Below are 13,714 nucleotides of genomic sequence, written 5' to 3'. Positions count from 1 at the left end.
CGTAATCGCAATCGTGATTTCTGTCCCCTGACGGAGCGATCGTTCAGACCATGACTGCCCCAACCCTTGTAACCGGTGCGACCGGTTTTGTCGGCTCCGCCGTTGCCCGTAATCTGGTGGAGCGCGGCCATACGCTCCGGCTCATGGTACGCAAGGGAAGCGACCTGACCAACCTGCGCGACCTTCCCGCCGAACTGGTGGAAGGGGACCTGTCCACCCCCGACAGCTTCGACGCGGCGGTGAAGGGCTGCCGCTACGTATTCCATGTGGCGGCGGATTACCGGCTGTGGGTGCCCGACCCGGTGCCGATGATGATCGCCAACGTGGAAGGCACGCGCGCGCTGATGCTGGCGGCGCAGAAGGCCGGGGTGGAGCGGATCGTGTACTGCTCGTCCGTCGCGGCCCTTGGCCTGATCGGGGATGGCACGATTTCCGATGAGGAAACGCCGGTCCATGAACATGGCGTGATCGGTATCTACAAGCGTTCCAAATACCGCGCCGAGCAGGAAGTCCTGCGCCTGGTGCATGAACGCGCGCTGCCTGCCGTGATCGTGAACCCGTCCACCCCCGTCGGACCCCGTGACATCAAGCCCACGCCCACGGGACAGATGATCCTGGACTGCGCGGCAGGGCGCATGCCGGCCTATGTCGATACCGGCGTGAACATCGTGCATGTGGATGACGTGGCCGAAGGGCACGCGCTGGCGCTGGAACGCGGTCGGATCGGGGAAAAATACATTCTTGGCGGCCAGAACTACCTGCTGCGCGACCTGTTCGCCATGACGGCGGAAATCGCAGGCGTGGCCCCGCCGCGCATAAGCCTGCCGCAGGCCGTGATCTGGCCCGTGGCCGTGGCCAGCGAATGGCTGTCGCGCGCCTTTGGCATCGCGCCAAGGGTCACGACCGAAATGCTGGCCATGTCGCACAAGAAGATGTTCTTTTCTTCCGACAAGGCGATCCGCGAACTGGGCTATGCCCCCCGTCCCGCGCGTGAGGCGGTGAAGGATGCCATCGACTGGTTCCGACAGCATGGAATGCTGGATTGAGGACCCTGTCATGTTGCTGCTTCCCCTATCCATTCTGGTGTTCGTTATCTGGGTCGGGCTGATTTTCTGTCATGGCTGGTTCTGGCAGGCGGGGCCGATCCTCTCCCCCGTGCGTGGCGCGCAACTCAAACGCGCGGACTGCCCGGAAGTCTGCATCGTGGTGCCTGCGCGTGACGAGGCGGCATCGGTCAAGCAGTGCGTGGGGTCGCTGCTGGCGCAGGATTATCCCGGCCTGCTGCACGTCATTCTGGTGGACGACAACAGCACCGATGGCACGGGTCGGCTGGCGCGATCCGTGCCGGACCCCCGGCGCCGGCTGACGGTGGTCAGCGGAAAGGCGCGGCCAGCGGGCTGGAGCGGGAAGCTGTGGGCCGTGGCGCAGGGCGTTGCGCGGGCGCGTGAGATGGTGCCCGATTCCAGTGGGTTCGTGCTGCTGACCGATGCGGACATCACCCATGACCCGCGCCATGTCTCGACACTGGTGGCCAAGGCGCAGGCGGGGAAGCTGGACCAGGTCTCGGAAATGGTGGAACTGAACTGCGCCAGCCCGGCCGAGCGCATGCTGGTTCCGGCGTTCGTGTTCTTTTTCGCGCTGCTCTATCCCTTCGCCAGCGTGAACAACCCGCGCAGCCGGGTTGCGGGGGCGGCTGGCGGCACGGTGCTGGTGCGCTGGAGCGCCCTTGCCCGCATTGGCGGGATCGAAAGCCTGCGTGGCGCGCTGATCGATGACTGCACGCTGGCCGCCCACATCAAGCACAGTGGCGGCCGCATCTATCTGGGGCACAGCTGCCTGGCCCGCTCCATCCGGCCCTATCCCCATCCGTCGGATATCTGGCGCATGGTGGCGCGCACGGCCTATGTGCAGCTTGGGTATTCGCCGCTCATGCTGGCGGGAACGGTGATCGGCATGGTGCTGGTGTGGATCGCGCCGCTGCAGCTTGCGCTGTTCAGCCATGGCCTGCCGTGCCTGCTGGGGGCGGGGGCATGGGTCATGTCCATGGCGTCGTACACCCCCACCCTGCGGCGTTTCAACCAGTCGCCGTCATGGGCGCTGTTGCTGCCGGTCATTGCCGGGTTCTATACGCTGGCGACGGTCGGTTCCGCGCTGGACCACCATCGGGGCCGGGGCACGGTGTGGAAAAACCGCGCCTATACCGAACCGGACGGCGCGATTTCGACACATATGCGCGGTGAGGGCACCGCAGCCGTAATGAACCGCAGCATGGGGGATGATGTAGGGTGAATACTGATGAGCGGAACGTGTGGGGCAGCGAGGATGTCTCGTCGGGCAAGGATGCCGGGGACGAGAACTTTCCCGTCGGCTCCCTGCTGATCAGCCGCAGGCTGCGCCCGCACGTCCATGCCTATTATGATTTTGCCCGCGTGATCGACGATATCGTCGATACCGACCGGCTGGATGCGGACGCCAAGATCACCCGTCTCAACGCCATGGAGGACGTGGTGCTGGGCAAACGCACCGCACCGCAGCGGCCGGATGCGCAGACGGCGGTGCGCGTGGGCCGCACGCTGGCGCAGACCGGGGTTTCCACCGATACCGCCACCGACCTGATCGTGGCCTTCCGGCAGGATGCGGTAAAGAATCGCTATGATTCATGGGAGGAACTGGAGGAATACTGCCGTTATTCCGCCAATCCCGTCGGCCGTTTCCTGCTGGAACTGCATGGGGAGAGTGCTGGCACGTTTGCTGCGTCCGACGCGCTGTGCACCGCGCTGCAGGTCATCAACCACCTGCAGGACTGCGCCGATGACCTGCGTGACCTTGATCGTTGCTACCTGCCGCGCCCGTGGCTGGAGCGTGAAGGGGTGGGCGTGGATGACCTGCGCCATGGCTACACGCTGCCAGGGATGCGCCGGGTGTTCAATGCGCTGCTGGACCGGGTGGATGAACTCAATCGTCATGCATCGTTGCTGCCCGGCCTGATCCGTGACCGGCGCATGCGCATGGAGGCGGCGGTGATCGTGGGCCTGTCGCGGCGTCTGGCGCAGCGGCTGCGGACGGAAGACCCCATCGCGGGGCGGGTCAAGCTGTCGCGCATGGATGTGGCGCGCGCGGTGGCGGGGGCCGTGCGTACGCTGGTCTGAGGGGACGGGATTTTGTCCTTGGTCGTGATTGCCGCTAAGAACAGGCGGAACTGAAATTCGTAAAGTGAACGGAACACGCGGGAATGGGTTTTTTGCGCGCGCGGCATGATGAGGCCCCGGTACTGGGCTGCGATCCCGCCGATCTGGCCGAGGTGGAGCAGATCGTGGTGCGGTCTGGCACCTCCTTTGGCAAGGGAATGCGTATCCTGCCGCCCGACCGGCGGTATGGCATGTATGCGGTCTATGCCTTCTGCCGCCTTGTCGATGACGTGGCCGATGACGAGGGCGAGCCGGATGACAAGTGCCGCAGGCTGGAAGAATGGCGCGCGCGGATCGTCCGGCTGTATGCGGGTGAGGCGCGTGATGGCATCGACCGCGTGCTGCTGGCGACCATCCGTCGTTTCGACCTGCGCCAGCAGGACTTCAACGACGTGATCGACGGGATGGAAATGGACGCCCGTGGTCCCATCGTCGCACCGGACGAGGCGACATTCGACCTGTATTGCGACCGCGTGGCCTCCGCCGTGGGGCGGCTGTCGGTAAGGGTGTTCGGTGATTCTTCGGCCCATGCGGATCAGGTCGCCTATCATCTGGGGCGTGCGCTGCAGATCACCAACATCCTGCGTGACGTGGCGGAGGATGCGCGTCTGGGCCGACTGTACCTGCCGCGTGAACTGCTGGAACGCTTTGGCATTCCGCCCGAACCCGACGCCGTGGTGCGCGCGCCCCGGCTGGAACAGGTGGGGCGCATCCTTGCAGGCCGGGCGCATGACCATTTCCGGGCGGCTTCGCGCGCCATGCGGCTGTGCGACCGCACGGCCATGCGGCCTGCGCGCGTCATGGGCGCGACCTATGCCGCCATCCTGGCCGCGCAGGAACGGCAGGGATGGGGCACGCCGGACAAACGTGTCTCCCTTTCCCGCCCGCGCAAGGTGCTGGTCGCGCTGCGCGCGCTGGTGGCCTGATCCATGTCGGGGCATGTCCATATTGTTGGTGGCGGGCTGGCCGGTCTGTCGGCGGCGGTTGAACTGGCGGGCGGCAGCGAGCGTGTCAGCGTGTACGAAGCCGGTCCCGCCTGTGGTGGCCGGGCACGGTCCTATCTTGATCGGCAGCTTGGCTGCCGGATTGACAATGGCAACCACCTGCTGCTGTCGGGCAACCCGGCGGTGTACCGCTACCTTGGCCTGATCGGGGCGCAGGATACGCTGGTGGGGCCGAAGCGGCCGGTTTTCCCGTTCGTGGACCTTGCCGACCGGCTGCGCTGGACGCTGGACCTGTCACGCGGGCGGGTGCCGCTATGGGTGCTGTCGAAGCGCAGGCGCGTGCCGGGCATGCGGCTGGCGGAACTGCGCGGCCTGCTGGCGCTGATGGAGGCGACGCCGGACATGGTGGTGTCCGACTGCCTGCAGCCCGGCAGCCTTGCGCGCCGCCTGCTTGAACCCTTTGCCATATCCGTCCTCAACACCATGCCCGATACCGGCAGCGCCGCCCTGCTGGGTGCGGTGGTGAAGGAAAGCCTTGCGCGTGGCGGGCGTAACTGCCTGCCCCGCTTCCCGGCGGAAGGCCTGTCCGAAAGCTTCGTGGACCCGGCCCTTGCCCACCTGTCGGTGCTGAAGGCCGACGTGCGGACCGGTAGCCGGGTCAGCGCGGTCGAGATGGCTGATGGCAGCGTCGCGGCCCTGCATCTGGGGGATGAGCGGATTGCGCTGGGGCCGGAGGATACGGTGATCATGGCGGTGCCCGCACCCGTGGCGACCAGCCTGCTTGCGGCCGACCTGCCGGGGTTCAGCGCGCCGGATCAGTTCGAGTCGATCCTGAACGCGCATTTCCTGCTGCCTCAGGCCCCGGTGCTGACCGGCGGGCTGGCGCAGGCCCGTTTCATCGGGGTCGTGGGCGGTATCAGTGAATGGGTGTTCGTCAAGGACAGGATCCTGTCGGTCACGGTCAGCGCCGCCAACCGCTACGCCACGCGCGACCTTGATGAACTGGCGGCCATCATCTGGAACGAAGTCCGCGCCGCGATCGACCCGGCCGCGACGGTCCCCCTGCCGGTCGCCATGCCGCCGCTGCGTATCGTGCGTGAAAAACGCGCGACCTTTGCCGCAACCGTGCAGCAGGACCGCCTGCGGCCCGGCATGCGGACCATGGCGCCCAACCTGCTGCTGGCCGGGGACTGGACGGCCACGGGACTGCCCGCCACAATCGAGGGCGCGATCAGGTCAGGCCATGCCGCGGCACAGGCTGTCCATGCCCGCCGGGGTATGCCCGGCCGACCGAAATGATGATGTACGGATCTGCAACAGGCCCCCGTGACCACACGGGGAATATGGAATGATGGCAAAGAGAACCGAGACCGCGACCGTTACCCGTCCCCGCAGGACGGCCCCCTCCACCCGCAAGGCTGCCACGCCGAAGGCGGCGCTGGACGCCCCGCTGGATCAGGCCGAACTGGATCAGGCCGTGACCCGTGCGCATGCGGCACTGGGCGGGCGGCAGGCGGATGACGGGCACTGGGTCTTTGATCTTGAAGCCGATGCCACCATCCCGGCGGAATACGTGCTGCTGGAACACTACCTGAACCGCATTGACCCGGATCTGGAACAGCGGATCGGCATATACCTGCGCCGTATCCAGGGGGACCATGGCGGCTGGCCGCTGTATCAGGACGGCACGTTCGACCTGTCGGCTTCGGTCAAGGCGTATTTTGCCCTCAAGGCGATTGGCGACAGCGTGCATGCGCCGCACATGGTGCGCGCACGCCATGCCATCCTGGACCATGGCGGGGCGGAACGGACCAATGTGTTCACCCGCATCCAGCTTGCCCTGTTTGGTGATGTGCCGTGGGAAGCCGCCCCTGTCATGCCGGTCGAGATCATGCTGCTGCCGCGCAGGGCGCTGTTCTCGGTATGGAACATGTCGTACTGGTCGCGCACGGTGATCGCGCCACTGCTGGTGCTGGCAGCACTCCGTCCCGCCGCGGTCAATCCGCGCCGGGTGCATGTGCACGAACTGTTCGTGACATCGCCCGGAAAGGTACGGGACTGGATTCGCGGGCCATACCGCTCCGTCTGGGGGCATGTGTTCCGGTATGCGGATGCGATGCTGCGGCCCGCTGAACGCCTGATCCCCGAAAAGACCCGCCGCCGGGCCATAAAGGCGGCGGTCGATTTCATTGAACCGCGCCTGAACGGGCTGGACGGTCTGGGGGCCATCTATCCCGCCATGGCCAACACGGTCATGATGTTCCGCGCGCTGGGGATATCGGACGAAGACCCCCGTGCAAAGGCCGCGTGGGAGGCAGTAAGGCGCCTGCTGGTCAATCAGGGCAAGGAAACCTACTGCCAGCCCTGCGTCTCTCCCGTGTGGGATACCGGCCTTGCCGGTCATGCCATGATCGAGGCCGCATCCGGTCCCGACGGCATCGCGCCGGAGGAGACGAAGCAGAAACTGGCGGCCGCAGGCAGGTGGCTGCGTGAACGCCAGATCCTGAACGTCAGGGGCGACTGGGCCGTCAACCGCCCCGATGTCCGCCCCGGCGGGTGGGCGTTCCAGTACGCCAATGACTATTACCCCGATGTGGATGACACCGCCGTTGTCGGCATGCTGCTGCATCGCGATGGCGACCCGGCCAATGCGGATGCGATTGCCCGCGCGCGGGAATGGATCATCGGCATGCAGGGCAGCAATGGCGGCTGGGGCGCGTTCGATGTTGATAACAGCCGCGACGTGCTCAACCATATTCCCTTTGCCGACCATGGCGCACTGCTCGACCCGCCAACGGCGGATGTGACGGCGCGCTGCATTTCCTTCCTCGCGCAGCTGCGTCAGGTCGAGGACCATGCCACGATCGAACGCGGTATCGCCTATCTGCGCAGGGAGCAGGAAACGGACGGATCGTGGTTCGGGCGCTGGGGTACCAACTACATCTATGGCACGTGGTCCGTTCTGTGCGCGCTCAATGCCGCCGGGATGCCGCATGACGATCCCATGATCATCCGCGCGGTTGACTGGCTGCGCCACCACCAGCGCGCCGATGGCGGCTGGGGCGAGGGCTGTGAAAGTTATGAAGGCGGGCTGCATGGCGATTATAAACAGAGCCTGCCATCACAGACCGCATGGGCCGTTCTGGGCCTGATGGCGGCTGGCCTGCGTGATGATCCCGCCGTGGCGCGTGGCATTGCCTGGCTGGGCCGCACGCAGGGGAAAAATGGCGAATGGAAGGAAGAACCGTATAACGCCGTAGGCTTCCCCAGGGTGTTTTACCTGCGGTACCATGGCTACCGTCAGTTCTTCCCGCTGCTGGCCCTGTCGCGGTACCGGAACATGCAGATCGGCAATACCGGCCGTGTTGGCTACGGCTTCTGATAACGGGGGGAATGCTTACAATGTCCAACAGTGTATCTGCCACCCCGTTTTCCCGACTGGGTATCGTGGTGGGGATGGAGGCGGAAGCCGCCCTGATCCGTCCCTTCCTGCCGACGGCCCGTTTCGGGCTGAGTGGGGCGACCCTGTCCGGCGCGCGGCAGGCGGTGCTCGACCTGCTGGAAAGCGGGGTGGATGCGCTGCTGTCCTTTGGGCTGGCGGCGGGGCTGGACCCGGCGCTGCAGCCCGGGGCGGTCGTCGTGCCGCGTCATGTCGTGGTCAATGGGGAACGTCTGGCCGCGGCCCCCGCCCTGCTGGACTGGCTGGGCGCCGACCGGGCGGATGTCATTGATGGCGACCTGCTGCATAGTGACGTGATCGTCACCGCGGCTGCGCGCAAGATGGCGCTGTTCCGCCAGACCAGCTGCGTGGCGCTGGATATGGAAAGTGGCGTGGTGGCGGAAATGGCCGCGGTCCGTCAGGTGCCCTTTGCGGTCATGCGCGTTGTGTGCGACCCGGCGGACCGGACCCTGCCGCCTGCCGCGGTCGTGGCGCTGCGGCCCGATGGCAGTCTGGCGGTGGGGGCCCTTGCGCGCAGCATCCTGTGCAACCCGTTCCAGATTCCGGCGCTGATCCGGGTGGGGCGTGATGCGGGGCAGGCCCGTATGGCGGCAAAGGCCGCGCTGGAACGGCGCTTTTCCTGACGGGACCGCGCACCGACCTGCGGGTGGCACCCGGACCATACGCGGATGTGATATGCGTTGACGTGACGATCGGCCCCGCCCGGCATGGTGCGGGGCGCGGAATATTGATCATAACTGATTGATTCAGAATTAACTTTTGGGACAGTGCCGCGATAGGGTCCTGTCTGGCAGGAACATGGCATGCAGGGCGTTGCCTGTGATTGCGCTTTCCTGATGCTATCTGTGATGCAACCAATTGATTCGCATCAATGTCAGGTATGGCAGATCGGCGTGACATACTGCCGGTTGTAAAAATTACAGGGGGAAACAGGCATGACACGCGCTGTGCTGGCACTGAACGCAGGATCATCCAGCCTGAAGTTCGCCCTGTTTGCCATTGAACCGGGGGAAACGGCTGCTTCCCCCAGTCACCGCATTGCATCGGGGGAACTGGAGGGAATCGGCATCCATCCCCATTTCGTTGCCCATGACGCGTCGGGGCAGGTGCTGGTTGATGAAAAATGGACTCCCGTGGCCGAGGGCGCCGGGGATGCGGCGCATCACGGTCCCATGGCGACCCTTATGGAATGGGTTGGCAAACAGCTGGGGGGCGTTGACCTTATGGCGGTTGGCCACCGTGTGGTGCATGGCGGGCCGGAATTCATCGCTCCCGTGCGGGTGACGCCTGATGTGCTGACCCGCCTTGCGGCCCTGACCCCCTTTGCCCCCCTGCACCAGCCCGGCAGCCTTGCCCCCATCCGCGCATTGCTGGCCCAGCATCCGGACCTGCCGCAGGTCGCATGCTTCGATACCGGCTTCCACCATACCATGCCGCCGGTTGCGCAGGCGCAGGCCCTGCCGCGTGATTATGCCTCCCGTGGCGTGCGCCGGTATGGGTTCCACGGGCTGTCGTATGAATACATTGCCTCCGTCCTGCGCGCGCGCGCGCCGCATCTGGGGCAGGGGCGCACCATTGTCGCCCATATCGGCAGCGGGGGCAGCCTGTGCGCCCTGCAGGCTGGCCGCAGCATCGACACCACCATGGGCTTTTCAGTGCTGGATGGGCTGGTGATGGGGACGCGGTGCGGGCACCTGGACCCTGGCGTGATCCTGTACATGCTCAAGGAAGAAGGGCTGGGGGCGGCGGAGATCGAAAATATCCTCTACCACCGCTCCGGCCTGCTGGGGGTGTCGGGGGTTTCGGCCGACATGCGCGACCTGCACGCCCGGGCCGGGATCAGCCCGGAGGTGACGCAGGCGCTTGACCTGTTCGTCTATCGCTTCGCCCAGCAGGCGGGGGCATGATGGCGGCCCTGCAGGGGCTGGACGGGCTGGTGTTTACCGCGGGGATCGGGGAACATGACGCCGTGATCCGCGCCGCGATCTGCAAGCGGCTGGAATGGGCGGGTATCCGCCTTGATGCGCGGGCGAATGCCGCGCACAGCGAAATCATAAGCATGCCGGATAGTGCCGTGGAGGTGCGGGTCATCCCCACCGATGAGGAAACGACAATCCGTCGGCATGTGCTGATGTGTCTGTCCTGAATGCAGGCCGGACAGGGATAGAATGTCTCGGAAGGAACGGAAATGAGTGAAACTGCATCCGCAACGCCGCTGTCCGCAGCGGATGTCGCGCTGTTCAACAAGTGGTGGCATGCAGCAAACTACCTGTCGATTGCCCAGATCTATCTGCTGGCCAATCCGTTGCTGCGTGAGCCGCTGAAGCTGGAACACACCAAGCCGCGCCTGCTGGGCCACTGGGGCACCACGCCGGGGCTGAACTTCCTGTACCTGCACCTCAACCGGATCATCCGTGAACAGGATCGCAGCATCCTGTTCGTCGCGGGGCCGGGCCACGGGGCGCCGGGCGTTGTTGCCAGCACCTATCTGGAAGGCACGTACAGCGAATATTTCCCCGCCGTGACGCAGGACGCGGACGGTCTGGCCCGGCTGGTCAAGCAGTTCTCCTTCCCTGGTGGCATTCCCAGCCACGCGGCGCCGACCACGCCGGGCTCCATCAATGAAGGCGGCGAACTGGGTTATTCGCTGTCGCATTCCTATGGCGCGGTGTTCGACAACCCTGACCTGATCGTGGCCTGCGTGGTGGGCGATGGCGAGTCGGAAACCGGCCCGCTGGCAACATCGTGGCACAGCAACAAGTTCCTTGATCCGAAAACCGATGGTGCGGTCCTGCCGATCCTGCACCTGAACGGCTACAAGATCGCGAACCCGACCATCCTTGCCCGTATTTCGCCCGAGGAACTGCTGAGCCTGTTCCGTGGCTACGGCTACGACCCGATCGTGGTGGAAGGGGACGACCCGGACACCATGCACCAGAAAATGGCCGTGGCAATGGATACGGCCTTTGCCGCGATCTCGAAGATCCAGAAGGCCGCGCGCGAGGACAATGACACCACGCGTCCCATGTGGCCGATGATCATCATGCGCACGCCCAAGGGCTGGACCTGTCCCAAGACGGTCGATGGCCTGCGTACGGAAGGGTACTGGCGCGCCCATCAGGTGCCCATTACCGACCTGACCAAGCCCGAACACCTCAAGCTGCTCGATACGTGGCTGCACAGCTATAAGCCTGAGGAACTGTTTGACGAAAACGGCACCCTGATGCCGGAAATCGCGGCGCTGGCGCCCAAGGGCGACCGCCGGATGAGCGCCAACCCACACGCCAATGGTGGCCTGCTGCGCCGTGACCTGCGCCTGCCGGATGTGACGGAATATGCCGTGGCCGTCTCATCCCCGGGGCATGAACTTGGTGAGGCCACGCGTGTGCTGGGGTCGTGGCTGCGCGACGTGATGAAGGAAAACCTGTCGTCACGCAATTTCCGCGTGCTGGCCCCGGACGAGAACAATTCCAACCGCCTGAACGCGGTGCTGGATGTAACCAATCGCGCATGGAACGCCGAGACGTTCGATTATGATGACCATCTGGCGGTCAATGGCCATGTGATGGAAATCCTGAGCGAGCACACCTGCCAGGGCTGGCTGGAAGGCTACCTGCTGACGGGCCGCCATGGTTTCATGTCGTGCTACGAGGCGTTCATCCACATCGTGGATTCGATGGTCAACCAGCACGCCAAGTGGATCAAGCAGGCGGATGAGGTATCGTGGCGCGCGCCGATCGCATCGCTGAACTACCTGCTGACATCGCATGTATGGCGCCAGGACCATAACGGGTTCAGCCATCAGGATCCCGGCTTTATCGATCATGTGCTGAACAAGAAGGCCAAGACGGTGCGGGTGTACCTGCCGCCCGATGCGAATACCCTGCTGTGCACGGCGAAGACCTGCCTTGAAAGCCGTGACCGCGTGAACGTGATCGTGGCGGGCAAGCAGCCTGAACCGCAGTGGCTGGACATGGATTCCGCCATCGCGCATTGCGCCAAGGGCATCGGGATCTGGGAATGGGCCAGCAATGACAAGGGTGGTGAACCCGACGTGGTCATGGCCTGCGCCGGTGACGTGCCGACCATGGAAACACTGGCGGCGGTGCAGTTGCTGAACAAACACCTGCCGGACCTGAAGATCCGCGTGATCAACGTGGTTGACCTGCTGACCCTTGAATCGAAGTCCCAGCATCCGGACGGTCTGGAGGATTATGTATTCGACAGCCTGTTTACCACGGACAAGCCGGTGATCTTCGCGTTCCATGGCTATCCCGCGCTGATTCACAAGCTGATCTACAAGCGGACCAACTGCCGCAACTTCCATGTGCATGGTTATCGTGAGGAAGGATCCACCACAACGCCGTTCGACATGACGGTGCGCAACCACCTTGACCGCTTCCACCTGGTGCAGAATGTCATCCGTCGCGTGCCGGGACTGGCGAACAAGGCGGCTTACGCCAATCAGGCCATTGCTGACAAACTGGTCGAACACACGCGCTATGTGGCCCAGTATGGCAAGGATATGCCCGAAATCGAGAACTGGCGCTGGTCATAAGGCGTCGGAACCCAAGGGGTCATGAAAAGGGGGGAGCGGTTATGCTTCCCCCTTTTTTTATGTCCATATCGGGTCGGGTTGCCCTGTTGCATATGGATGGGATTCAGGATGTGACCGCGGAAATGGAAATATTCACAAATAAAAAATTTCAGGAATGGGTATTTTTATTTGCGCAGGCCTGATCAGTTGGGCCAGTCCTCAGGAGCAGGAGCAGGAGCAGGAGCAGGAGCAGGAGCAGGAGCAGGAGCAGGAGCAGGAGCAGGGAGGCAGGAGCAGGAGCAGGAGCAGGAGCAGGAGCAGGAGCAGGAGCAGGAGCAGGAGCAGGAGCAGGAGCAGGAGCAGGAGCAGGAGCAGGAGCAGGAGCAGGAGCAGGAGCAGGAGCAGGAGCAGGAGCAGGAGCAGGAGCAGGAGCAGGAGCAGGAGCAGGAGCAGGAGCAGGAGCAGGAGCAGGAGCAGGAGCAGGAGCAGGAGCAGGAGCAGGAGCAGGAGCAGGAGCAGGAGCAGGAGCAGGGCCTGTCTGCTGCGCGGACGTTGTCGTGGCAATCGCGGTTGACGCGGATGGGTCGGGTGCCTGCGCCGGACCTGCGGGCTGTGGAGCGGTCGCGGCAAGGAACTGCGCGAAGCTGTCCTGCATTTTCTGTGCCATCGCCGGATCGGACAGCCGGGTTGCGGGGTTGGATGAATCCACCACGATCACCCGGTCCCCTTCCAGCGGGGTGGGAATGTGGTTGCGCCCCAGCAGCGCGCGTACGGCGCGTGCCTTCTGCGGATCATCCTGCTGGACGATCAGGTCAAGCTGCCGGTCCAGCAGGCCATGACGGTCAATGAAGCTGTTGATGCGTGCGGGAATGCGGATGCAGCCTTCGGAATCAGCCCGTCCCAGCCGGGGTTCAAGGAACGTGGGATCGGTTGCGTGCATTTCCAGCCGTACCACGGCCACAGCATCCTTGCGTCGCCAGTCCTCGGTCGTCTGCCAGCCGAAATCCCATACCCGCATGCCTTTTTCGCCGTTGCCACGGATACCATGTTCGTTTTTCGTGCCCTGGGCGCGGTAGCCGTAAATCTGCCCGTCATTGATGAATATGCCCGCAGGCGTGCGGAAATGTTCCTTGCGTCCCGGCAGGCCCGTGCTGACGGGCACCATGCCCAGTGGCGTCAGCCGGTGCGCGGCAGGGGTGGCCAGCACGATCCACATCAACTGGACCCTGGGCGCGCGGTCCACGACCAGCATGACCTGCTCATCCTGTGGCCATGCGTTGGCATGGTCCAGCATGCCATCTGCCAGCGCCATGGCGCGTTCGGTCTGTTTCGGGCGCGTCAGGGCGGATTGCGCCCCCAGTTCCTGCTGCATGTCGTGCTGCAGCATGACCGCGGCATCGGGCAGGGGGGCGGCATGGGCCTGTGCGGCGGCATCTGTCATGAACACGGTGACCAGGGGCAGGGCGCGTAACCAGATCAGGCGTATGGGAAGCATCATGCAGGCGGCATACCTTGGTCGAAAAAATACAGGCCCGGCCTGTATATCGCATTTGGACATGCCTGCGCTGGGTAGCGGCAGTTCATC

Annotated in this window: 9 protein-coding genes and 1 pseudogene; 9 read left to right on the top strand and 1 reads right to left on the bottom strand. The window is 64.6% G+C overall.

Annotated elements, in window-relative coordinates; all coding sequences use genetic code 11:
• Positions 1–50 precede the first annotated feature (50 nt).
• From hpnA to S101446_RS11150, 9 genes and pseudogenes are all read left to right on the top strand, one after another.
• Complete coding sequence (gene hpnA / locus S101446_RS11190) at positions 51–1,046, top strand: hopanoid-associated sugar epimerase (RefSeq protein WP_010511505.1); 996 nt, start codon at positions 51–53, stop codon at positions 1,044–1,046.
• Positions 1,047–1,056: 10 nt separating this feature from the next.
• Positions 1,057–2,289 (top strand): glycosyltransferase, encoded by a 1,233-nt coding sequence (locus S101446_RS11185; protein WP_026019570.1) that lies wholly within the window; start codon positions 1,057–1,059, stop codon positions 2,287–2,289.
• Positions 2,286–3,149 (top strand): squalene synthase HpnC, encoded by an 864-nt coding sequence (hpnC, locus tag S101446_RS11180; protein WP_087608382.1) that lies wholly within the window; start codon positions 2,286–2,288, stop codon positions 3,147–3,149. Before S101446_RS11185 ends, hpnC begins: the two co-directional genes overlap by 4 nt.
• 83 nt (positions 3,150–3,232) lie before the next feature.
• On the top strand, positions 3,233–4,114 hold the full coding sequence (hpnD, locus tag S101446_RS11175; RefSeq protein WP_087608381.1) for a presqualene diphosphate synthase HpnD: 882 nt from the start codon (positions 3,233–3,235) through the stop codon (positions 4,112–4,114).
• Positions 4,115–4,117: 3 nt separating this feature from the next.
• Positions 4,118–5,431: a hydroxysqualene dehydroxylase HpnE gene (hpnE, locus tag S101446_RS11170; protein ID WP_019084963.1), complete on the top strand. Its 1,314-nt coding sequence runs from the start codon at positions 4,118–4,120 to the stop codon at positions 5,429–5,431.
• Between the two features lie 49 nt (positions 5,432–5,480).
• A complete protein-coding gene (gene shc, locus S101446_RS11165; RefSeq protein WP_087608380.1) occupies positions 5,481–7,514 on the top strand; it encodes a squalene--hopene cyclase in 2,034 nt (677 codons plus the stop codon).
• Between the two features lie 20 nt (positions 7,515–7,534).
• Positions 7,535–8,215, top strand: coding sequence for a phosphorylase family protein (locus S101446_RS11160; protein ID WP_087608379.1), 681 nt, complete (start codon positions 7,535–7,537; stop codon positions 8,213–8,215).
• A gap of 312 nt (positions 8,216–8,527) precedes the next feature.
• Positions 8,528–9,738: pseudogene (locus S101446_RS11155) on the top strand (acetate/propionate family kinase).
• A gap of 42 nt (positions 9,739–9,780) precedes the next feature.
• On the top strand, positions 9,781–12,150 hold the full coding sequence (locus S101446_RS11150; RefSeq protein ID WP_010511491.1) for a phosphoketolase family protein: 2,370 nt from the start codon (positions 9,781–9,783) through the stop codon (positions 12,148–12,150).
• A gap of 148 nt (positions 12,151–12,298) precedes the next feature.
• Here S101446_RS11150 and S101446_RS11145 read toward each other — a convergent pair whose 3' ends face one another.
• Positions 12,299–13,627, bottom strand: a complete 1,329-nt coding sequence (locus S101446_RS11145) for a L,D-transpeptidase (RefSeq protein ID WP_244184638.1) — start codon at positions 13,625–13,627, stop codon at positions 12,299–12,301.
• Positions 13,628–13,714: the final 87 nt, after the last annotated feature.

It is taken from the genome of Komagataeibacter europaeus (assembly GCF_002173515.1).
In the GTDB taxonomy this organism is placed as follows: domain Bacteria; phylum Pseudomonadota; class Alphaproteobacteria; order Acetobacterales; family Acetobacteraceae; genus Komagataeibacter; species Komagataeibacter europaeus.
The sequence above is the reverse complement of the archived record's forward strand: the minus strand, read 5'-3'. Positions and strand labels throughout refer to the sequence as shown.

What these genes read in the sequence shown, in the direction of transcription:
- hpnA (WP_010511505.1), top strand. Translation starts at nt 51, where the DNA reads ATGACTGCCCCAACCCTTGTAACCGGTGCGACCGGTTTTGTCGGCTCC.
- S101446_RS11185 (WP_026019570.1), top strand. Translation starts at nt 1,057, where the DNA reads ATGTTGCTGCTTCCCCTATCCATTCTGGTGTTCGTTATCTGGGTCGGG.
- hpnD (WP_087608381.1), top strand. Translation starts at nt 3,233, where the DNA reads ATGGGTTTTTTGCGCGCGCGGCATGATGAGGCCCCGGTACTGGGCTGC.
- hpnE (WP_019084963.1), top strand. Translation starts at nt 4,118, where the DNA reads ATGTCGGGGCATGTCCATATTGTTGGTGGCGGGCTGGCCGGTCTGTCG.
- shc (WP_087608380.1), top strand. Translation starts at nt 5,481, where the DNA reads ATGATGGCAAAGAGAACCGAGACCGCGACCGTTACCCGTCCCCGCAGG.
- S101446_RS11160 (WP_087608379.1), top strand. Translation starts at nt 7,535, where the DNA reads ATGTCCAACAGTGTATCTGCCACCCCGTTTTCCCGACTGGGTATCGTG.
- S101446_RS11150 (WP_010511491.1), top strand. Translation starts at nt 9,781, where the DNA reads ATGAGTGAAACTGCATCCGCAACGCCGCTGTCCGCAGCGGATGTCGCG.
- S101446_RS11145 (WP_244184638.1), bottom strand. Translation starts at nt 13,627, where the DNA reads ATGATGCTTCCCATACGCCTGATCTGGTTACGCGCCCTGCCCCTGGTC.